General features: G+C 71.1%; 20 protein-coding genes. 10 read left to right on the top strand and 10 right to left on the bottom strand.

From position 1 onward, the window contains the following. Positions 1–181 precede the first annotated feature (181 nt). Complete coding sequence (locus A5700_RS18630; protein ID WP_068067433.1) at positions 182–955, top strand: hemolysin III family protein; 774 nt, start codon at positions 182–184, stop codon at positions 953–955. Between the two features lie 9 nt (positions 956–964). Here A5700_RS18630 and A5700_RS18625 read toward each other — a convergent pair whose 3' ends face one another. From A5700_RS18625 to mca, 3 genes are read right to left on the bottom strand one after another with little or no spacing between them, the layout of a single operon-like run. Then, a complete protein-coding gene (locus tag A5700_RS18625; RefSeq protein ID WP_068204924.1) occupies positions 965–2,971 on the bottom strand; it encodes a thioredoxin domain-containing protein in 2,007 nt (668 codons plus the stop codon). Beyond that, the gene (locus tag A5700_RS18620) at positions 2,958–3,257 is read right to left on the bottom strand and encodes a hypothetical protein (protein WP_068067364.1); all 300 of its coding nucleotides are present in this window, start codon (positions 3,255–3,257) and stop codon (positions 2,958–2,960) included. Before A5700_RS18620 ends, A5700_RS18625 begins: the two co-directional genes overlap by 14 nt. Then, the gene (gene mca, locus A5700_RS18615) at positions 3,254–4,126 is read right to left on the bottom strand and encodes a mycothiol conjugate amidase Mca (RefSeq protein WP_068067367.1); all 873 of its coding nucleotides are present in this window, start codon (positions 4,124–4,126) and stop codon (positions 3,254–3,256) included. The genes A5700_RS18620 and mca overlap by 4 nt, the downstream gene beginning before the upstream one ends. A 101-nt stretch (positions 4,127–4,227) precedes the next feature. On the opposite strand from mca, the gene A5700_RS18610 reads away from it, so the two are divergent. Both A5700_RS18610 and greA read left to right on the top strand, forming a co-directional pair. Then, positions 4,228–4,668 (top strand): DUF4307 domain-containing protein, encoded by a 441-nt coding sequence (locus A5700_RS18610; RefSeq protein ID WP_068067369.1) that lies wholly within the window; start codon positions 4,228–4,230, stop codon positions 4,666–4,668. Between the two features lie 215 nt (positions 4,669–4,883). Further along, on the top strand, positions 4,884–5,378 hold the full coding sequence (greA, locus tag A5700_RS18605) for a transcription elongation factor GreA (RefSeq protein WP_068067374.1): 495 nt from the start codon (positions 4,884–4,886) through the stop codon (positions 5,376–5,378). Between the two features lie 12 nt (positions 5,379–5,390). Here greA and A5700_RS18600 read toward each other — a convergent pair whose 3' ends face one another. The 4 genes from A5700_RS18600 to A5700_RS18585 all read right to left on the bottom strand — a co-directional run bounded on the left by A5700_RS18600 (position 5,391) and on the right by A5700_RS18585 (position 9,962). Continuing rightward, positions 5,391–6,554, bottom strand: a complete 1,164-nt coding sequence (locus A5700_RS18600; RefSeq protein ID WP_068204922.1) for a cystathionine gamma-synthase — start codon at positions 6,552–6,554, stop codon at positions 5,391–5,393. A gap of 36 nt (positions 6,555–6,590) precedes the next feature. Continuing rightward, on the bottom strand, positions 6,591–7,313 hold the full coding sequence (locus tag A5700_RS18595; RefSeq protein ID WP_068204921.1) for an RDD family protein: 723 nt from the start codon (positions 7,311–7,313) through the stop codon (positions 6,591–6,593). A 93-nt stretch (positions 7,314–7,406) separates the two neighbouring features. Continuing rightward, a complete protein-coding gene (locus tag A5700_RS18590; RefSeq protein WP_068075591.1) occupies positions 7,407–8,813 on the bottom strand; it encodes a cystathionine beta-synthase in 1,407 nt (468 codons plus the stop codon). 57 nt (positions 8,814–8,870) lie between these two features. Further along, positions 8,871–9,962 (bottom strand): alpha/beta hydrolase, encoded by a 1,092-nt coding sequence (locus tag A5700_RS18585; protein ID WP_068075588.1) that lies wholly within the window; start codon positions 9,960–9,962, stop codon positions 8,871–8,873. A gap of 243 nt (positions 9,963–10,205) precedes the next feature. On the opposite strand from A5700_RS18585, the gene A5700_RS18580 reads away from it, so the two are divergent. Both A5700_RS18580 and A5700_RS18575 read left to right on the top strand, forming a co-directional pair. Then, positions 10,206–11,168 carry an SGNH/GDSL hydrolase family protein gene (locus A5700_RS18580; protein WP_156671292.1) on the top strand — a complete coding sequence of 321 codons (963 nt, stop codon included), beginning with the start codon at positions 10,206–10,208 and terminating at the stop codon, positions 11,166–11,168. Positions 11,169–11,248: 80 nt separating this feature from the next. Continuing rightward, positions 11,249–12,466, top strand: coding sequence for an acetyl-CoA C-acetyltransferase (locus tag A5700_RS18575; protein WP_068075566.1), 1,218 nt, complete (start codon positions 11,249–11,251; stop codon positions 12,464–12,466). A gap of 177 nt (positions 12,467–12,643) precedes the next feature. Here the strand turns inward: A5700_RS18575 and A5700_RS18570 are convergent, their stop codons facing one another. After that, complete coding sequence (locus A5700_RS18570) at positions 12,644–13,483, bottom strand: Bax inhibitor-1/YccA family protein (protein WP_068075563.1); 840 nt, start codon at positions 13,481–13,483, stop codon at positions 12,644–12,646. 218 nt (positions 13,484–13,701) lie between these two features. Here A5700_RS18570 and A5700_RS18565 point away from each other — a divergent pair, with 218 nt between their 5' ends. The 3 genes from A5700_RS18565 to A5700_RS18555 are packed head-to-tail and all read left to right on the top strand — an operon-like array spanning position 13,702 to position 17,291. Further along, entirely contained in the window at positions 13,702–14,739 is a 1,038-nt protein-coding gene (locus A5700_RS18565; protein ID WP_068075560.1) for an enoyl-CoA hydratase/isomerase family protein, read from the top strand. Positions 14,740–14,752: 13 nt separating this feature from the next. After that, on the top strand, positions 14,753–15,535 hold the full coding sequence (locus A5700_RS18560) for an enoyl-CoA hydratase (protein ID WP_068075557.1): 783 nt from the start codon (positions 14,753–14,755) through the stop codon (positions 15,533–15,535). A 10-nt stretch (positions 15,536–15,545) separates the two neighbouring features. Beyond that, a complete protein-coding gene (locus A5700_RS18555; protein ID WP_068075554.1) occupies positions 15,546–17,291 on the top strand; it encodes an alpha/beta-hydrolase family protein in 1,746 nt (581 codons plus the stop codon). Positions 17,292–17,308: 17 nt separating this feature from the next. Here A5700_RS18555 and A5700_RS18550 read toward each other — a convergent pair whose 3' ends face one another. Then, on the bottom strand, positions 17,309–17,755 hold the full coding sequence (locus A5700_RS18550) for a rhodanese-like domain-containing protein (protein ID WP_068075551.1): 447 nt from the start codon (positions 17,753–17,755) through the stop codon (positions 17,309–17,311). Beyond that, positions 17,755–18,369 (bottom strand): cysteine dioxygenase, encoded by a 615-nt coding sequence (locus A5700_RS18545; RefSeq protein ID WP_082959956.1) that lies wholly within the window; start codon positions 18,367–18,369, stop codon positions 17,755–17,757. Before A5700_RS18545 ends, A5700_RS18550 begins: the two co-directional genes overlap by 1 nt. Before the next feature lie 114 nt (positions 18,370–18,483). On the opposite strand from A5700_RS18545, the gene A5700_RS18540 reads away from it, so the two are divergent. Together A5700_RS18540 and A5700_RS18535 are read left to right on the top strand one after the other, a co-directional pair. After that, complete coding sequence (locus A5700_RS18540) at positions 18,484–18,948, top strand: lipoprotein LpqV (RefSeq protein WP_369828287.1); 465 nt, start codon at positions 18,484–18,486, stop codon at positions 18,946–18,948. A 69-nt stretch (positions 18,949–19,017) separates the two neighbouring features. Then, entirely contained in the window at positions 19,018–20,070 is a 1,053-nt protein-coding gene (locus A5700_RS18535) for a patatin-like phospholipase family protein (protein WP_231973940.1), read from the top strand. The last annotated feature ends 6 nt before the right edge of the window (positions 20,071–20,076 follow it).

The raw sequence follows: 20,076 nt of genomic DNA, 5'->3' as shown, positions 1-20,076 counted from the left end.
GAAGACTCACCCTACTGCCAGCGGCGATGGTTTCGAGACGGCAATTTCTCGCCGGGTCGCGCCGCGGGCGCCGGCTCGGTCGGAGCGGCGTCCCGCGACGGGTGACTACTGTTTATCTTCAGCACCCCCGGGCAACTTTCCTACATTCCACGACGGGCGACACGACGAGGCGATGGGAAACATGAGCAGCCAGACCGACACCGCGGCCGATCGGGAGCCGGATTCGGAACCGATCGCGCCGGGCAACACCGTCGAGCAGCTTGTCGAGGGTGCGGCCACCGTCTTGACCAAGCCGCGGATGCGCGGCTGGATCCACTTCTATTCGGCGTGGCTGGCCATCGTCACCGGCGCCACCCTGGTGTCGGTGTCGTGGGCGGCCGCCTCGCCCCGCGCCGGCCACTCGACGCTGGTGTACGCCGCGTCGACCGTCGCGATGTTCGCGGTCAGCGCCACCTATCACCGCGTCAAGTGGAAGTCGCCGCTGAGCCGGACCCGGATGAAGCGGCTCGACCATTCGATGATCTTCGTGTTCATCGCAGGCAGCTACACGCCGTTCGCGCGGCTGGTGATGCCGCAGAACACCGGGATGGTCGTGCTGTGCATCGTCTGGGGCGGCGCTGCCGCCGGCATCCTGCTGAAGGTGTGCTGGCCGTCGTCGCCGCGCTGGCTGGGCGTGCCGCTGTACCTGCTGCTCGGCTGGGTGGCCGTCTGGTACGCGCCGACGATCCTGCACGAGGCGGGAGTGGCCGCGATGGTGCTGCTGGCGGTCGGCGGCGTGTTCTACAGCGTCGGCGGCGTCTTCTACGCGCTGCGCTGGCCAGACCCGTGGCCGCGGACCTTCGGTTATCACGAGGTGTTTCACGCCTGCACCGCGATCGCGGCGATCCTGCACTACATCGCGATGTGGTTCGCGGTCTTCTACGTCGGCCACGACGCGTGGCTCGCGGCGGTGTGAGGCGGCCGGTCAGCCCGTGACGCCCAGCGCGGCGGCCAGTTCGCCGGCGCCGGTCACCGGCAGGTCGCAGGTCTGGCCGCGGCACACGTAGGCGGCGTCGGCGCCGGCCACCCGGTCCCGGCCCGCCAGCAGCGGCGCGGAGTCCCGCGGGCCGCCCACCACGATGGCGCCGCCGGGCGCCAGCCGGCGCGCGTCGAGCAGCAGCGCGGACCGCGCCGGGTCGCAGGCGACCGCCACCTGCAGCGGCCCGCGGACCGCCGCCTCGGCGACGGCCAGCCAGTGCCCGGCCGAGCGGGGCGCCCGGTCGAGCAGCAGCGAATGCGCGTCGAGCGCCTCGGTGGCCGCCCGCAGGTAGGGCTGCGCGCGATCGCCGTCGGCGAGGTGCGCCGCGGTCAGCAGCGCCTCGGCGATCAGCGAGGCTCCCGACGGGGTCGCCCCGTCCAGGGGGTCGGCGGGGCGCAGCACGAGTCGCTCGGCGTCGTCGGCGGTGTCGAACCAGCGGCCGGGCCGTTGCGGGTCGACGAAATGCCGCAGCGCGGTGTCCAGCAGGCCGGTCGCCGCGGTCAGCCAGGCCGGCTCGGCGTCGAGCTGGTGCAGCGCGAGCAGGCCGGTGGCCAGCGCGGCGTAATCCTCGAGGATGGCGGCGCTCTCACCGACCACGCCGCCCAGGCTGGCCCGCCGCAACCGGCCGTCGACGACGTGCAACCGCAGCACCGCCCGCGCGCAGTCGGCCGCGGCGTCGGCGAGCCCGGGTTCGTCGAGGGCCACGCTGGCCTCGGCCAACGCGGTGATCGCCAGCCCGTTCCAAGAGGTGACGACCTTGTCGTCGCGCCCGGGTTGGATCCGGGCGCGGCGGGCGGCCAGCAGCGCGCGGCGCACCCGCTCGAAACGCTCGGCGGGGTCGGGGTCGGCGGGAAGCTGCAGCACCGAGGCGCCGTGTTCGAAGGTGCCCGCGTCGGTGACCGCGAAAACGTCTGCCGCCCAACGCCCGTCTTCTTCGCCGAGCACCTCGGCGAGCTGCGCGGGCGTCCAGACGTAGGTGGAGCCCTCGCGGCCGTCGGCGTCGGCGTCCAGCGACGAGGTGAACATGCCGTCCGCGCGCAGGTCGTCGAGCAGGAAGCGGGCGGTGTGGGCGGCGACCCGGCGCGCCAACGGGTCGCCGGTTCGCCGCGCCCGGTGCGCGTAGGCGCGCAGCAGCAGCGCGTTGTCGTACAGCATCTTCTCGAAATGCGGTACCACCCAAGCGTTGTCGACGCTGTAGCGGGCGAAGCCGCCGCCGAGTTGGTCGTAGATGCCGCCGCGGGCCATGGCGGCGCCGGTGCGCTGCACGGCGGTCAGCGCCGCGGCCGAGCCGGTGCGTTCGTAGTGCCGCAGCAGCGCCTCGAGCAGCGCCGAGGGCGGGAACTTGGGTGCGCCCCCGAAGCCGCCACGCAGCACGTCCTGCTCGGCCAGCACACCGGCCACCGCGTGGTCACACAGCGCCGGCTCGACGCCCGGTCCCCCGAGCGCACCGGCGGTATTGCGCAGCTCCGCCGCGATGTGGTCGGAGGCCTGCTCCACCTCGCCGCGGCGTTCCCGCCAGGTGGTCGCGACCGCGTCAAGGAGCTGCAGGAAGCCCTCTTTTGGATAGTAGGTGCCGCAGAAGAAGGGCCGCCCGTCGGGAGTCAGGAAGCACGTCATCGGCCAGCCGCCGTGGCCGGTCAGCGCCACCGTGGCGTTCATGTAGACCGCGTCGATGTCCGGGCGTTCCTCGCGGTCGACCTTGACGCAGACGAAGTCGGCGTTCATCGCGGCGGCGACCTCGTCGTCGGCAAACGATTCGTGCGCCATCACATGACACCAGTGGCAGGCGGCGTACCCGACGGACAGCAGGATCGGCACATCGCGCGCGGCGGCCTCGGCCAGCGCCTGCGGCGTCCACTGCTGCCAGTGCACCGGGTTGTCGGCGTGCTGGCGCAGGTACGGGCTGGTCGCCCGCCCGAGGGTGTTCGTCGCGGACCCCTCAGCCCGGTTCATCGCCGGGGCCCGCGGGTCGGGCCGGCCCGTCGGCGTGACGGGGCTCCTCGACCGCGTCGGTGCCCTCGTCGGCGGCCTGATCGGGTTCGGGGTGCACGGGATCGAACGACTCGGGCACCTTCTTGAGCTGCCGGTTCATCGAGCGCAGCAACAGCAGGGTGGCGATCAGCAGCACCACGACGACCACCAGGCCGACGGGGCTGGCCTTGCCGAAGTCCGGGCCGGTGTGCTGCGGGGCACCGTCGGCCTGCCAGCGGGCCACGGCGCTCGTCAGGGCCGCGTTCATGCGTCGCCCTCGATCCCGGCGAACAGGTCGTCTTCGGGCAGCCGGACCGGCACCCGCGAGCGCGCCAGCTCGAATTCCTCGGTGGGCCACAGCCGTTGCTGCCAGGCGATGGGGGCGGCGAAGAAGTCGTGGTACGGGTCGATCTGGGTGGCGTGGGCGCGCAGCGCGTCGTCGCGCTGGCTGAAGTATTCGGAGCACTCGACGCGGGTGGTGACCCGCGACTCGAACGGGTCGTGCGCGGCGTCCCAGTGCTCCAGCCACTTCTTGAACGGCGGTTCCTGCCCGTGCTTGATCGCCTCGTCGTGCAGCATCTGCATGCGGGCGCGCAAGAACCCGTGCACGTAGTACAGCTTGGCCACGTTCCACGGAGCGCCGGCGTCAGGGAACCGCCGGTAGTCGCCGGCGGCCTCGAACGCGCCGACCGAAACCTGGTGGCAGCGGATGTGATCGGGATGGGGGTAGCCGCCGGTTTCGTCGTAGGTCGTCATCACGTGCGGCCGGAACTCACGCACGACGCGCACCAGCGCCTCGACGGACTCCTCGAGCGGCACCAGCGCGAAGCAACCCTCGGGCAGCGGGGGTGGCGGGTCACCGGTGGGCAGGCCGGAGTCGACGAAACCCAGCCAGGTGTGCTCCACGCCGAGGATCTCGGCGGCCTTGGCCATCTCGTCGCGGCGGATCTCGGCGATATGCCCGTGCACCTCGGGCAGGTCCATCGCCGGGTTGAGGATGTCGCCACGCTCGCCGCCGGTCAGCGTCACCACCAGCACCCGATGACCCTCGTCGGCGTAACGGGCCATGGTCGCCGCACCCTTGCTCGACTCGTCGTCGGGGTGGGCGTGCACCGCCATCAACCGCAGTTCGCTCACGTCTCCCCTTGCTCGTTGGTACGCGACCCTATAATTCCAGTTTTCACTTACCGGCATGCTGTCGGCCGGTGTCCGGCAGCCCAGAGTCCAGGCTGACGCGCGTGACCGAAACTCCCCTGCCGCGGCCGGAGGCCCGCTATGGCCGGGCCCGACTGTCTCGGGTACCCCGGCGGTGGGTGGTGCTCACCTTAGGCGCGCTGGTCCTGGTGGCCGGCGTCGCCATCGCGGTGCTCGGCTATCAACGGATCGGCACCAGCGACGTCACCGGTTCGCTGGCCGGCTATCGGGTGATCGACGACCACACCGCGTCGGTAACGATCAGCGTGACGCGATCCGACCCGGCGCGGCCGGTGGACTGCATCGTGCGCGTGCGCGCCCGCGACGGCAGCGAGACGGGCCGCCGCGAGCTGCTGGTTCCGCCTGCGCAGACGCCGACCGTGCAGGTGACGACGACGGTGACCTCGTCGCAGCCGCCGATGGTCGCCGACATCTACGGCTGCGGCACCGACGTGCCCGCCTACCTGCGCCCGCAAGCCGGTTGAGAGCGGCCTCCAGGACGGGGCGAATGTGGACGAACAGCGAAAATGGAGTCATCGGTTGTTTCCGCGGTGGTAACATGGATGAATGCACGGTTCCGGTTGGGACCGTGTATTGCTGCATTAGAGGCCCGGGCACGGTGAGCGGCACGAGAACGCTCCCGGCGGGCGAATAGGGCTTACGCGGGCACGCGGAACGACAACACGAGGAGCACGACGCGATGACGGATACTTCGGTGACCTGGCTGACCCAGGAGTCACACGACCGGCTCAAGGCCGAGCTCGATCAGTTGATCGCGAACCGCCCGGTCATCGCCGCGGAGATCAATGACCGCCGCGAGGAGGGCGACCTGCGGGAGAACGGCGGCTACCACGCCGCCCGCGAGGAGCAGGGCCAGCAGGAGGCCCGCATCCGGCAGCTGCAGGACCTGCTCAACAACGCCAAGGTCGGCGAGGCGCCCAAGCAGTCCGGCATCGCGCTGCCGGGCTCGGTCGTCAAGGTCTACTACAACGGCGACAAGTCCGACACCGAGACCTTCCTGATCGCGACCCGCCAGGAGGGTGTCAAGGACGGCAAGCTCGAGGTGTACTCCCCGAACTCACCGCTCGGCGGTGCGCTGATCGACGCGAAAGAGGGCGAGACCCGCAGCTACACAGTGCCCAACGGCAGCACCGTCGAGGTCACGCTGGTCAGCGCCGAGCCCTACCACGACTGACGGTCGGCTGGCCTAGCCGAGGGCTTGGTCCAGGTCGGCCAGCAGGTCGGCCAGGTCTTCGATACCCACCGACAGCCGCACCAGGTCGTCGGGCACCTCCAACTGTGAGCCCGCCGTCGACGCGTGCGTCATGGCGCCGGGGTGCTCGATCAGCGACTCCACGCCGCCCAGCGATTCGGCGAGGATGAACACCCTGGTGTTGGCACACAGGGCGAGGGCCGCCTGGCGGCCGCCGCGCATGCGGACCGAGACCATCCCCCCGAAGCCCGTCATCTGGCGGGCGGCGACGTCGTGGCCGGGGTGCCCGGGCAGGCCCGGGTAGAGCACCGCACCGACCGCCGGGTGCCCGGCCAGGAATTCGGCGACGGCCTGGGCGTTCTCGCTGTGGCGCTGCATGCGCAGCACCAGCGTCTTGAGGCCGCGCATGGTCAGGTAGGCGTCGAACGGGCCCGGCACCGCGCCGGCGCCGTTCTGCAGGAACGCGAACGCGTCGTCCAGAGCTTTGTCATTGGTGATCAGCGCGCCGCCCACCACGTCGGAGTGACCGCCGATGTACTTGGTGGTCGAGTGCAGCACGATGTCGGCGCCGAACCGCAGCGGCTGCTGCAGCGCCGGCGAGGCGAAAGTGTTGTCCACCAACACCTTCGCCGAGTGTCGCTGACCGAGCTCGGCCAGCGCCGCGATGTCGGCGATGGACAGCAACGGGTTGGTCGGCGTCTCCACCCAGATCAGCCGGGTCCGCGGCGTGATCGCGGCGCCGACGGCGTCCAGGTCGTGCAGGGGCACCGGGGTGTGCTCGACACCCCACTGCGTGAAGACCTTGTCGATGAGCCGGAAGGTGCCGCCGTAGGCGTCGTTGGGGATCACCACGTGGTCGCCCGGGCGCAGCAGCGCGCGCAACGTGCAGTCCGACGCGGCCATCCCGGAGCCGAACGCGCGCGCGTAGGCGCCGTCTTCGACCGCGGCGAGCGCGGCTTCCAGCGCGGCGCGTGTCGGGTTACCGGTGCGCGCGTACTCGAACCCGCCGCGCAGCGCGCCGACACCGTCCTGGGCGAACGTGCTGCTGGCGTAGATCGGGGCGTTGACCGCCCCGGTCGCCGGGTCCGGCCGAAAGCCGGCGTGGATCGCCCTGGTCGCCAGGCCGGTGAAGTGGTGGCCCTCGGTGCGCTCGCTCATCGACGATCAGCCTAGGTGACCGTCCGCGGTCGGCGGCTAGCTCGGTCGCCCTTCGGGGGCCTCGACCGGCAGGCAGACGGTCGTCATGATCTTGTCGGCCAGCGTCTGCCGCTTGGAATCCCACAGCGGGAAAAGGAATCCGATGAAGCAGATGATCGCGTCGACGATGTGTGCCAGCGAGCGCACGACCGACAGCCCGAAGCCGACGGGCTGGCCGGTGACCTCGGAGACCACCTTGAATTTCAGCACCGATTTCCCGACGCTCGAGCCGGTGGTGCCCTGGCGGTAGCCGTAGTTCCAGATCAGATAGAACAGCCCCACGGCGGAGGCCAGCCACTGTGCGAGCAGGCCGATCGTGGAGTTCTGGGTGGCGCAGTACTGGTTGACCGCGTATTGCGTGACGTCGGTGACGCAGGCCGTCTGCTGGGTGGCGACGAGGATCGCGGTGCCGATGCCGTGCAGCACGACGTACGGGAGGATGTCGATCACGAACGCCAGCGCGCGGGTCAGCCACGGCGTGTAGTCGCCGGTCGGCAGCGTGCGGATGGCCGGTCCCGGCGGGGGCGGCGCGTACCCGCCCGCCGACGGCGGGGGTGGCGGGTATGGCCCACCGGGGGGCGGGGGCGGCGGCGGGTCGGAAATGCCGGGGGCCGGGGGCGCGGGCGGGCTGTCGTGCCCGCCGGCTGACGACTCGGGGCCGCCGGCGGGCGACGAGGGGGGCGGCGGATAGGCGCCGCCGGGCGGCGGTTGATCGGTCATGGGCAACCTTCCACTGCGGGTCGGGCGCGGGTCCGGCCGACCTTGGCCGCATTACAGTACCTGAGGCCCCGGGCCCCGGCGAGCGGCTGCGGGCTAGCGGCGCCCGGACAGCCCGCGGGGCCCCTCGGAGAGAAATCCCAGCAGGTCGTAGCGGGTGATGACGCCGACCGGCTTGCCCTTTTCGACCACCATGAGGGCGTCCCAGTCGCGCAGCGCCTTGCCGGCGGCGCCGACCAGTTCACCCGCGCCGATCATCGGCAACGGCGGGCTCATGTGCTCGGACACGGCGTCGGCCAGCTTGGCCCGGCCCTCGAAGACGGCGGACAGGAGCTCGCGTTCGGAGACGCTGCCGGCCACCTCGCCGGCCATCACCGGCGGCTCGGCGCCGACCACCGGCATCTGCGAGACGCCGTATTCGCGCAGGATGCCGATGGCGTCGCGGACCGTCTCCGACGGGTGGGTGTGCACCAGGTCCGGCAGCTCCCCCGATTTGCGGCGCAGCACGTCGCCGACGGTGGCCTGATCGGTGGACCCGTCGAGGCGGCTGCGCAGGAAACCGTAGGACGACATCCAGGCGTCGTTGAAGATCTTCGCCATGTAGCCGCGGCCGCCGTCGGGCAGCAGCACGACCACTAGCGCGTCGGGCCCGGCCTCCTCGGCGACGCGCAGCGCGGCCACCACCGCCATGCCGCAGGAGCCGCCGACCAGCATGGCCTCCTCGCGGGCCAGGCGCCGGGTCATGTTGAAAGAGTCGGAGTCCGAGACCGCGATGATCTGGTCGGGGACGCTCGCGTCGTAGGCCTTGGGCCAAAAGTCCTCGCCGACGCCCTCCACCAGGTAGGGCCGGCCGGTGCCGCCGGAGTACACCGAGCCTTCGGGGTCGGCGCCGACCACGCGAACGGCCCCGTTGGACACCTCCTTGAGGTAGCGACCCGCCCCGCTGATGGTGCCGCCGGTGCCGATGCCGGCGACGAAGTGCGTGACCTTGCCGTCGGTGTCGGCCCAGATCTCGGGCCCGGTGGTCTCGTAGTGGCTGGCGGGGCCCTGCGGGTTGGCGTACTGGTCGGGCTTCCAGGCGCCGTCGATCTCGGTGACCAGCCGATCGGAGACGCTGTAGTAGCTGTCCGGGTGGGCGGGCGGCACCGCCGTCGGGCAGACGACCACCTCGGCGCCGTAGGCCAGCAGGACGTTGCGCTTGTCTTCCCCCACCTTGTCGGGGCAAACGAAGACGCACTTGTAGCCGCGCTGCTGGGCCACCAGCGCCAGGCCGACGCCGGTGTTGCCGGAGGTGGGTTCGACGATGGTGCCGCCGGGCTTGAGCTGCCCGCTGGCCTCGGCGGCGTCGATCATCTTCGCCGCGATCCGGTCCTTGGCGCTGCCGCCGGGGTTGAGGTACTCGATCTTGGCTGCCACGGTGCCGGCACCCGCGGGGACGACGGAGTTCAGGCGAACCAGCGGCGTCCCGCCGATGAGCTCACTGATGTGCTGGGCGATCCGCATGCGCATATCGTGTCAGGCGGTTTCGCGGAACGCACCACCGCTGCCGGGAACGCGACGTTAGCCGGTGGCCTCGCGGATGTATTCGCCGATCTGGCGCAACGATCGGACGGCTTCCGGCACCACCGGCGCGGCCAGCTGGAAGTCGTGGACCTGCCCGGGCCATACCCGCACCTCGGCGGGGACGCCGACCGCCGCCAACTTGGCGGCCGCCAGCCGGGCGTCGTGCAGCAACACCTCGGAACCCGACACGTGGATCAGCGTGCGCGGCAGCCCGGGCGCGATGTGCTCGAGCGGTTCGTAGACCTCCTCGGGCTTGCCGTCGACGAGGTGTTTGGCCGCCGCGGCGGCGACCAGCTCACCGAGGGCGTCGAACGCCCGGGCGGAAAACATCGCGTCGGTCGCAATGTTGGGGTGCGACTGCTTGCACTCCTTCGCCAGCTGCAGCAGCGGCGAGATCGCCACCAAGGCCGCGGGCATGTCCGCCTCGCCGTGGGCCTCGGCCTGCAGGCGTTGGGCCAGCGCCAGCGCCAGGTAGCCGCCGGCGGAGTCGCCCGCCAGCACGATCTGCTCGGGCTGATACCCGCGGCGCCGCAACCACTGATAGGCGTCGTGGCAGTCGTCGAGGGCCATGCCGATCGAATGCTTGGGCAGCAGCCGGTAGTTGACCACCAGCACCGGGGAATCGGCGAACCTCGACAGCGCTTCGACCAGCCGGCCGTGCGAGTTGGCGCCGCAGGTCAAAAACGCGCCGCCGTGCAGGTAGAGCACCATGCGGCGGGTGCCGTCGGCGGGCAGCACGCCCGGGGCGCGCACCAGCTGCGCCGAGGCGTGCGGCAGCCTGATCGTCTCGCGGACGGTCGCCGACGCCGGCAGCACCACGCGGGCCGCCAGGTCGATGAGGCCCCACGGCCAGGGGAAGTTCGGCACGTGACTGCCGACCGATAGCACGGGCCGGATGGTCACCCGGGACGTCAGGCTGGCCACTCGCGCGGCGAGGCTGGGCCCCGATTCGAGGACCTCGACGGGCGCACCGTCGCTGATCGCGAACCGGCGCCGCCGATGCGCGTGGGCGGCTCTGCGGGCCGCGGCGGCGTCGTGGGGTCGAAGGGCGTTGCGGGGCGAACCCGGTACCTTGCTGGGTGCGGTCATGCTCAACACTTCCTACGCCTTTGTAGTGCGATACAGCATGTGACGGGGCAGCCAAGTGTCTGGTTCACCCGTTTGCCGAGGCGCTCAGCCGACCCCGTGTTCTCAGCTTGCCAGGCGTTGCTTAGTGCAACGTAGGAATTCGCTGATTCGATACCACATCTGAGTCGCACCGTGACCGGATTGTTGACGAGCCGCCCCCGCAGACATCCGAGCGCCTCTAAACTGATTCGGGTGACCATCCGGGTGCCACGTGGATCGGCGATCGCCCTGGCCACCGCCGGTGCGCTCGCGTCGACCGGGACGGCCTACCTGGGCGCGCGGAGCCTGCTGGTCGGCCAGGCCAGCCACGCGCGCACCATCATCCCCAAGTCCTGGGACATTCCGCCCCGCGCCGACGGCGTCTACGTGCGCGGCGGCGGCCCGGTCGAGCGGTGGCGGCGCGGCATGCCCGTCGACCTGACGTTGATGATCTTCGGCGACTCGACCGCCACCGGGTACGGCTGCGAGAGCGCCGAGCAGGTACCCGGCGTCCTCATCGCGCGGGGCCTTGCCGAGCAGACCGGCAAACGAATTCGGTTGAGCACCAAGGCAATCGTGGGCGCCACCTCGAAGGGCGTGTGCGGCCAGGTCGACGCGATGTTCGTGGCCGGGCCGCCGCCGGACGTGGCGGTGATCATGGTCGGGGCCAACGACGTGACCGCCCTCAACGGGGTCAGCCAGTCGGCGCAGCGGCTCGGCCTGACCGTCCGCAAGCTGCGCGCCCGCGGCGCGACCGTGGTCGTGGGCACCTGCCCCGACCTGGGCGTCATCAGCGCCATCCCCCAGCCCCTGCGGTCGCTGGCGCACGAGCGTTGCGCCCAGCTGGCCCGCGCGCAGGCCGCGGCCGTGCGGGTGGCCGGCGGGGTCGCGGTGCCGCTGGCGCAGCTGCTGGCCCCCCAGTTCCGGGCCACTCCCGACGCGATGTTCTCCGCCGACGGCTACCACCCCTCCCCGCCCGCGTACGCCCTGGCGGCCGACGCCCTGCTGATCGCCCTGTGCGACGCGCTGGGCGAGACGGTGCAGCGTCCCCCGCTGCGGCTGCCGCCGCAGGCGGCCACCCCGGTGCTCGGCCAGCGCCACACCCGCAGCAGCGTGATGTCGCGGTTGTGGCGGCGCCCCGCGGCGGGACCGGGCCCGTCCTCGTGCCCCGAAGCCGGCAGCGACTAGATTTGATCTGGCCCGTCGGCGTGGACCCCGCCCGACGGTGAAGCGAGCCAGCCCGTCTGTGGGATTCGAAGGGAACACTCATGCCTGAAGCCGTCATCGTCTCAACTGCTCGCTCGCCCATCGGCCGCGCGATGAAGGGGTCGCTGGTCAACATGCGCCCCGACGACCTGACCGTGCAGATCGTGCGCGCCGCTCTCGACAAGGTGCCCGAGCTGAACCCCCACCAGATCGACGACCTGATCCTGGGCTGCGGGCAGCCCGGCGGGGAATCCGGGTTCAACTTGGCCCGCGTGATCGCCGTCGAGCTGGGTTATGACTTCCTGCCCGGCACCACCGTCAACCGGTACTGCTCGTCGTCGCTGCAGACCTCGCGCATGGCGTTCCACGCGATCAAGGCCGGCGAGGGTGACGCGTTCATCTCGGCGGGCGTGGAGACGGTGTCCCGGTTCGCCAAGGGCAGCGCCGATTCGTGGCCGGACACCAAGAACGAGCTGTTCGACGAGGCGCAGGAGCGGTCGGCGGCCGCCGCCAACGGCGCCGACGAGTGGCACGACCCGCGCACCGACGGCAACCTGCCGGACGTCTACATCGCGATGGGCCAGACGGCGGAGAACGTCGCGCTGCTCACCGGCATCAGCCGCGAGGACCAGGACCACTGGGGCGTGCGCAGCCAGAACCGCGCCGAGGAGGCCATCAAGAGCGGCTTCTTCGAGCGGGAGATCACCCCGGTCTCGCTGCCCGACGGCACCACCGTGAGCACCGACGACGGCCCCCGCCCCGGCACCACGTACGAAAAGATCAGCGGCCTCAAGCCGGTGTTCCGGCCCAACGGCACCGTGACCGCCGGTAACGCCTGCCCGCTGAACGACGGTGCGGCCGCCCTGGTGATCACCAGCGACACCAAGGCCAAGGAACTCGGCCTGACGCCGCTCGCGCGGATCGTGTCGACCGGCGTGAGCGGCCTGTCGCCCGAGATCATGGGCTTGGGGCCGATCGAGGCGACGAAGAAGGCGCTGGCGCGCGCCGGCCTGTCGGTCAGCGACATCGACTTGTTCGAGATCAACGAGGCGTTCGCGGTGCAGGTGCTGGGCTCGGCACGCGAGCTGGGCATCGACGAGGACAAGCTGAACGTCTCCGGCGGCGCGATCGCGCTGGGTCACCCGTTCGGCATGACCGGCGCCCGGATCGCGACGACGCTGCTGAACAACCTGCAGACCCACGACAAGACGTTCGGCCTGGAGACCATGTGCGTCGGCGGTGGCCAGGGCATGGCGATGGTGTTCGAGCGGCTCAGCTAGGCGGCTTGGCCGGGCGTGCGCGTCGGGTAGTGCGTCGGCGTGCGGTGACGGCGGCGACACGCCGAGCACGCCCGCCGTCAGCGCACACCCGAAGCGCTACACCTCCAGCGCGTGAGCGCACAAACGACAAGACCGGCACGCCGCCTGGCGTGCCGGTCTTCTCGTCGGAGGAAAGAACTAGTCGTTCTGCAGGTAACTGAGCAGCCGCAGGATCTCGACGTACAGCCAGACCAGCGTCACGGTCAGGCCCAGGGCGATGCCCCACGCCGCCTTCTCCGGTGCGCCGGCGCGCACCATCTGGTCGGCGGCGTCGAAGTCGATCAGGAAGCTGAACGCCGCGATGGCGATGCAGACCAGCGAGAACAGGATGGCGACCGGGCCGCCGCTGCGCAGGCCCAGACCCGTTCCGCCGCCGACGCCGAACAGCGCCAGGACGAAGTTGCCGAGCATCAGGGCCAGCACGCCGAACATGGCGGCCACCATCATGCGGGTGAACTTGGGGGTGACCCGGATGGCGCCGGTCTTGTAGACGACCAGCATCCCGAAGAACACGCCGAAGGTGCCCATCACGGCTTCGCCGATCAGCACCCCGGCGTTCGCGTGGGACACCGAGAAGTTGGCGAAGACGAACGACAGCGCGCCGAGGAACAGGCCCTCGAGCACCGCGTAGCTCAGCACGATCGCCGGGCTGTCCTGCTTGCGGCCGAAGGTCGCCACCAGGACCAGGCCGAGGCCGCCGAGCGCGCCGATCATGGTCAGCGGCATCGCGAGGGCGAGGTTGGCCGTCACCAGGAAGTAGGAGACCACGGCGGAGGCCGCCAGCACGGCCAGCGTGATGCCGGTCTTGGTGACGACGTCGTCGATGGTCAGCGGACGGGAAGCCCTGGTCTCCTGGTACGGAGCGGCGTAGGGGTTGGTCTGATAGGCCTGGGCGGTCGCCGCGCCAGTGCCGAATTGCGCATATCCGCCCCGCTGCTTGGGCAGCGATCGGAATACCGGGTTGCTTGTCTCCCGCACCGTCGGATCCTCTCTTATTGGCTTCGAGCTGTGCGAACACCATGTCAACGATCAGCGGTCCGCTCCGGTTCCCGGCGCGGGCGGAGTTCTTTTTCGCCTGCTCAGCGAACCCCGCCGTGGTCGTCGCGTTAAAGATAACCCTTACCCAAGGGCGTCGTCTCGGTCCGGACGATCTAGATTCTGTCCTCGAAGCGAGGTGCGGACGGACGGGAGGCGGCGTGGCCGAGGAGTCGGACGAGGTCTTGTTGCGCGTCGAGAAGAACGTCGGGCTGATCACGCTCAACCGCCCGAAGGCGATCAACTCGCTCAACGAGCCGATGGTGGCGGCGTTGTCCGACGCGCTCGGCCGCTGGGCCGGTGACGACGCCGTCAGCGCGGTCGTGCTGTCCGGCGCGGGGGAACGCGGCCTGTGCGCCGGCGGTGACGTCGTGGCGATCTACCACAGCGCGCGTGGTGACGGGACCGAGGCGCGGCGGTTCTGGCGCGACGAGTACCTGCTCAACGCTTTGATCGCCGACTTCACCAAGCCCTACGTGGCGCTGATGGACGGCATCGTCATGGGCGGCGGGGTCGGTGTCAGTGCGCACGCCAACACCCGCGTGGTCACCGAGAGCTCCAAGATCGGGATGCCCGAGGTCGGCATCGGGTTCATCCCCGACGTCGGCGGGATCTACCTGCTGTCCCGCGCTCCGGGCGGGCTCGGGCTGCACGCCGCGCTCACCGGGGCTCCGTTCACCGGCGCGGACGCGATCGCCCTGGGTTTCGCCGACCACTTCGTGCCGCACGACGACCTCGGCGCGTTCAGCCGGGCGATCGTCGCCGACGGTGTCGACGCCGCGCTGGCCGCCCACGCGATCGAGCCGCCGGCCAGCGAGCTTGCGGCGCAACGAGATTGGATCGACGAGTGCTATGCGGGCAACAGCGTCGCCGACATCGTGGCGAAACTGGCGGCACACCCGGCCGAGGAAGCGCAGAAGGCGGCCAAGCTGATCGGGACCCGCTCCCCGATCGCGTTGTCGGTGACCTTCGCGGCCGTGCGCCGCGCGGCCGAGCTGAGCACCGTCAAAGACGTTCTGGTGCAGGATTATCGGGTGTCGTCGGCGTCGCTGCGTTCGCACGACCTGGTGGAGGGCATCCGGGCGCAGCTGATCGACAAGGATCGCAATCCGCAGTGGTCGCCGGCCACCCTCGCCTCCGTCACCGCGGCGGACGTCGAGGCGTACTTCGCCCCCGTCGACGACGACTTGAGCTTCTAGAAAGGCGGCTTTCGTGACGGACACCAATTACGAGACCATCCTCGTCGAGCGCGAGGAGCGGGTCGGCATCATCACGCTGAACCGGCCCAAGGCCCTCAACGCGCTCAACACCCAGGTGATGCACGAAGTGACCTCCGCCGCAGCCGATTTCGACGACGACCCCGGCATCGGCGCGATCATCATCACCGGGTCGGCCAGGGCGTTCGCGGCGGGCGCCGACATCAAGGAGATGTCGGCGTTGACGTTCGCCGACGCGTTCGGCGCCGACTTCTTCGCCCCGTGGGGCAGGCTCGCCGCGGTGCGCACCCCGACGATCGCGGCGGTGGCCGGGCACGCGCTGGGCGGCGGCTGCGAGCTGGCCATGATGTGCGACCTGCTGATCGCCGCGGACACCGCCAAATTCGGGCAACCGGAGATCAAGCTCGGCGTGCTGCCCGGCATGGGCGGCTCACAGCGGCTGACCCGGGCCATCGGCAAGGCCAAGGCCATGGATCTCATCCTCACCGGACGCACCATCGACGCCGCGGAAGCTGAACGCAGCGGCCTGGTTTCGCGCGTCGTCCCGGCCGACGACCTGCTGACCGAGGCCAAGGCCGTCGCCACCACCATCTCGCAGATGTCGCGGTCGGCGTCCCGGATGGCCAAGGAGGCCGTCAACCGCGCGTTCGAGTCCACCCTCAGCGAGGGCCTGCTATATGAGCGCCGGCTGTTCCACTCGGCGTTCGCCACCGAGGACCAGTCCGAGGGCATGGCGGCCTTCGTCGAGAAGCGCCCGCCCAACTTCACGCACCGCTAGGACGGCCGCGATGAGCGAACCGGGTGCCGCCGTGGACACCGACGCCGGCGCCGACCAGCGGCCCGGTGACCCGCGGCCCTCGAGGCCGGCCAGCCGCTCGGCGCCCACGCTGCCCTGGACCGACAGGCCCTGGTGGGTGCGGCATTACACCTTCACCGGCACCCTGGTCGGCCTGGTCTTCGTGTGGCTGTCGCTGACGCCGTCGCTGTTGCCGCGCGGCGCCCTGTTCCAGGGACTGGTCAGCGGCATCTCCGGGGCCATCGGCTACGGGCTGGGCGTGTTCGCCGTCTGGCTGGTCCGCTACATGGCCGGCTGGAAATCCAGCCCCCCGCCGCCGCGGTGGGCCTGGCTGGTGCTGGTCCCGGTCGGCGCGGTCGGCATGGTGCTGATGGCGATCTGGTTTCACATCTGGCAAGACGACGTCCGCGACCTGATGGGCGTCGAGCACCTCAAGTGGTACGACTACCCGCTGGCCGGGGTGCTGTCGCTGCTGGTGCTGTTCGCACTCGTCGAGTTGGGCCAGTTCACCCGCTGGCTGGTGAGTTTCCTTGTCGGACAGTTGGATCGGGTCGCACCGTTTCGGTTGTCGGCGACCATCGTGGTGATCCTCCTGGTGACGCTGACCGTGACCGTGCTCAACGGTGTGGTGCTCAAGTTCGCCATGCGCACCCTGAACAACACCTTCGCCTCGGCCAACGAGGAGATGAGCCCGGATACCGCGGCACCGAAGACGCCGCTGCGGTCGGGCGGCCCGCAGTCGTTGGTGTCGTGGGAATCGCTGGGCCGCGAGGGCCGCGTCTTCGTCGGCGGCGGCCCCAGCGTCGCGCAGCTAACCGCCTTCAACGGGGCGCCGGCGGTCGAACCCGTCCGGGCCTACGCCGGGCTGAACTCCGCCGACGGGCTCACCGCGACCGCCGAACTCGCGGCGCGGGAGTTGCAGCGCGAGGGCGGGTTACAGCGCGCCGTCGTCGCGGTGGGCACGACCACCGGCACCGGTTGGATCAACGAGGCCGAGGCCGACGCGCTGGAGTACATGTACAACGGCAACACCGCGATCGTCAGCATGCAGTATTCGTTCCTGCCCAGCTGGCTGTCGTTCCTGGTCGACAAGGAGAACGCCCGCCACGCCGGCCAGGCGCTCTTCGAGGCCGTCGACCGGCTGATCCGCCAGATGCCCGAGGCGCAACGCCCCAAGCTCGTGGTGTTCGGCGAGAGCCTGGGCTCGTTTGGGGGCGAGGCCCCGTTCATGAGCCTGAACAACGTGCTGGCGCGCACCGACGGCGCGTTGTTCAGCGGCCCGACGTTCAACAACACCATCTGGACCGACCTGACCTCGACGCGCGACGCCGGCTCGCCGCAGTGGTTGCCGATCTACCAGGACGGCAAATACGTCCGATTCGTCGCGCGCGCAGGCGATTTGGCCCGCCCCAACGCCGCCTGGGATCACCCGCGGGTGGTGTATCTGCAGCACGCCTCGGATCCGATCGCGTGGTGGACGCCGGACCTGTTGTTCAGCAAACCGGACTGGCTGCGCGAGCGCCGCGGCTACGACGTGCTACCGCAGACCCTCTGGATTCCGGTCGTCACGTTCCTGCAGGTCTCCGCGGACATGGCCGTCGCGGTCGACGTGCCCGAAGGGCACGGGCACCGCTACGTGGCCGACGTCGCCGACGGCTGGGCCGCGGTGCTCTCGCCGCCCGGGTGGACGCCGGACAAGACGAACCGGCTCCGGCCGATGCTGCACTCCGACGAGTGAGCTGACGGACGAGTGAGCTAAAGCCAACGGCGCTCGGGTGTGCCGGCCCCGGCCAGCACACCCGGGCCCGGGGTCAGCCGGCCACCGGCCAGCTGGTCGAGCACGCCGGCCCCGGCCAGCGCGTGGTAGCCCCCGATGACGTCGGTGGAGCGGTGCAGGCCGATGTCGAGCAGCGCGGCCGCGGCCAGGCTGGACGTGTAGCCCTCCGAGCACACGATCACCCATTCGACGTCGTCACCGACGGCCTCGGGCAGCTTGGCGTCGCTGGTGGGGTCGCAGCGCCACTCCAGCACGTTGCGCTCGACCACCAGGGCGCCGGGGATCTCTCCCTCGCGGAAGCGCTGGGCCTGCGGGCGGATGTCGACGAGCACCGCCCCCCGGCGCAGCGCCCGCGGCACCTCGGAGGCGGGCAGGCGCTGCAGCCGGCGCCGGGCCGATCGCAGGACGACGTCGATGCGGCTCATCAGGGTCCTTCCGGTTGATCGGTCAGTTCGGTGCGCTGGCGGCGCAGCCGGTTGCGGTCGGTCACCTCGTAGTAGGACATCGCGGTCAGCGGGGGCGAGTAGGCGTGCACGCTCAGCGTGGGCGCAACGGGCGGCCGGGTTGCGCCCCCGGCACCCGCGATCGGTCGCGTGACCGGCCGGGGCGCCCACACCACGTCGTGGACCCACCCCAGCGGGAAGCCCGCCTGGTCACCCGCATCGAGCCGGCGCCGGCGTAATCCTGTTCCGTCCCAACGGAACTCGTTGAGCGATCCGGACACAACGGTCAGCGCGCCCAGCGATCCGCCGTGGTCGTGCAGCTCGGTGGGATGGCCGGGCACCCAGCTGATCAGCCACACGTCGAGTTCCTCGTCGCCGTGGATGCGGGTGAACCACCGCCGCGCGTCGGGGACCCCGCCCTCGGGCAGCAGGTGGTCACAGCGCCCGCTGAGTACGTCGTCGGCGGCCCGGTCGGTGGCATAGAGCAGGTCGGGCACCCGCAGCCGCGTCGGCCCCGCCGACGGGGTGGACGGGGTGCGCGGAAGCAGGGCGACCGGGCTGGGGGCAGGAACGGGCCGGGCGAGCGGCAAAGACATCTGTCGAGCTCCAGGGCAGAACGGATCGGGCAGGCGGCGGCGGTTAGGGCCGACAACACTCCCGAAAGCCGAGGCGCTCGATCACGGCCGCCAGTGTTGCATAGATTTGTGGTCGTGCGATGGTGCAGTGAACAGTCCGCGCGGTGGTGGGTGGTGGCCGCCGCGACGGCGATGCTGGCGGTGTCCGGGTGCTCGCATCAGGCTTCCCGTCCGCCCGCGGGCTCCGCGCCCCCCTCGCCGCCGGGGGCGTCGGCGCGCCCGTCGGGCATCCCGAGCGGCCCCAGTTCGGCGCCGCCGGGCGGCATCGGGACGTCGCCCGCCGGTGTGACGACCCGGGTCGACGTCCCGGCGGATTCCACCGAAGAGGAGTACTACCAGGCCTGTCACGCCGCGAAGGAGTGGATGGACGGCCAGCCCAAGGCCGGCGGTTCGTTGTTCGAGCCGTACCTGGGGATGGTGCAGTCGGCCGCGGCGGGGACCCCGGGCAGTTGGAACACGCCGTGGCCGAAGCTGACGCTGGCCCGGCAGGCGGCCGTCATCGTGGCGGCCCGGGCGGCGGCGAACAACGAGTGCGGGTAGCGCCCGTCGCCTGGCGTCGCGCCATTGCGATCACAGGTGAAAAAAGTCGCCGCCGCGCAGAATGAAGGGGTGCCCGACGCACCCGCCCCGCGCCGCCCGCCCCCGACGCGGGTGGCGCTGGCGCTGGGCAGCGGCGGCGCGCGCGGCTACGCCCACATCGGGGTGATCGAGGCGCTGCGCGACCGGGGCTACGAGATCGCGGGGATTTCGGGGTCGTCGATGGGTGCGGTGGTCGGCGGGCTGCAGGCGGCCGGGCGCCTCGACGAGTTCGCCGAGTGGGCGAAGTCGCTCACGCAGCGCACCATCCTGCGGCTGCTGGATCCGTCGCTCACCGCGGCCGGGGTGCTGCGGGCCGAGAAGATCCTGGACGCGGTGCGCGACATCCTGGGGCCCGTGGCCATCGAGGACCTGCCCGTGCCGTACACGGCGGTCGCGACCGACCTGCTGGCCGGGAAGTCGGTGTGGTTCCAGCGCGGACCCGTCGACGAGGCGATCCGCGCGTCCATCGCCATTCCCGGGGTGATCGCCCCGCACGAGATCGACGGGCGGCTGCTCGCCGACGGCGGCATCCTGGATCCGCTTCCGATGGCGCCGCTTTCGGCGATCAACGCCGATCTGACGATCGCGGTGAGCCTGAGCGGCAGCGAGGCGATCGCCGAGCGCGAGGAGGAGCCCGGCGCCACCGTCGAGTGGTGGAGCCGCATGGTGCGCGGCACGTCGGCGCTATTTGACACCGCCGCCGCCCGTTCGCTGCTGGACCGGCCCACCGCACGCGCGGTGCTGAGCAGGTTCGGCGGGCCCGGCGCCGAGGCCCAGGACTGGCCGGACGACCCGGATGACGACGAGGCCCTCGCTGATTCCCTTGTGCCACACGATATCCCGAAGCTGGGCAGCTTCGAGGTGATGAACCGGACGATCGACATCGCCCAGGCCGCGCTAGCCCGCCACACCCTGGCGGTCTATCCGCCCGACCTGCTCATCGAGGTACCGCGCTCGACGTGCCGCTCCCTGGAGTTTCACCGCGCCGTCGAGGTGATCGAGGCCGGTCGGGCGCTGGCCGACGACGCGCTGGACGCGCTCGAGGGTCGCGGCGACAACCGGGCCGTAGCGCCGGCGGAATGACGCGCG

Source organism: Mycobacterium sp. E1214, from assembly GCF_001666755.1.
In the GTDB taxonomy this organism is placed as follows: Bacteria; Actinomycetota; Actinomycetes; order Mycobacteriales; family Mycobacteriaceae; genus Mycobacterium.
This window is presented reverse-complemented; position numbering and strand designations above follow the sequence as displayed.

What these genes read in the sequence shown, in the direction of transcription:
- A5700_RS18600 (WP_068204922.1), bottom strand. Translation starts at nt 6,554, where the DNA reads ATGAGCGAGCGCACCGAGGGCCACCACTTCACCGGCCTGGCGACCAGG.
- A5700_RS18625 (WP_068204924.1), bottom strand. Translation starts at nt 2,971, where the DNA reads ATGAACCGGGCTGAGGGGTCCGCGACGAACACCCTCGGGCGGGCGACC.
- A5700_RS18555 (WP_068075554.1), top strand. Translation starts at nt 15,546, where the DNA reads ATGAGCGAACCGGGTGCCGCCGTGGACACCGACGCCGGCGCCGACCAG.
- A5700_RS18595 (WP_068204921.1), bottom strand. Translation starts at nt 7,313, where the DNA reads ATGACCGATCAACCGCCGCCCGGCGGCGCCTATCCGCCGCCCCCCTCG.
- A5700_RS18585 (WP_068075588.1), bottom strand. Translation starts at nt 9,962, where the DNA reads ATGACCGCACCCAGCAAGGTACCGGGTTCGCCCCGCAACGCCCTTCGA.
- A5700_RS18575 (WP_068075566.1), top strand. Translation starts at nt 11,249, where the DNA reads ATGCCTGAAGCCGTCATCGTCTCAACTGCTCGCTCGCCCATCGGCCGC.
- greA (WP_068067374.1), top strand. Translation starts at nt 4,884, where the DNA reads ATGACGGATACTTCGGTGACCTGGCTGACCCAGGAGTCACACGACCGG.
- A5700_RS18590 (WP_068075591.1), bottom strand. Translation starts at nt 8,813, where the DNA reads ATGCGGATCGCCCAGCACATCAGTGAGCTCATCGGCGGGACGCCGCTG.
- A5700_RS18620 (WP_068067364.1), bottom strand. Translation starts at nt 3,257, where the DNA reads ATGAACGCGGCCCTGACGAGCGCCGTGGCCCGCTGGCAGGCCGACGGT.
- A5700_RS18545 (WP_082959956.1), bottom strand. Translation starts at nt 18,369, where the DNA reads ATGTCTTTGCCGCTCGCCCGGCCCGTTCCTGCCCCCAGCCCGGTCGCC.
- A5700_RS18550 (WP_068075551.1), bottom strand. Translation starts at nt 17,755, where the DNA reads ATGAGCCGCATCGACGTCGTCCTGCGATCGGCCCGGCGCCGGCTGCAG.
- A5700_RS18630 (WP_068067433.1), top strand. Translation starts at nt 182, where the DNA reads ATGAGCAGCCAGACCGACACCGCGGCCGATCGGGAGCCGGATTCGGAA.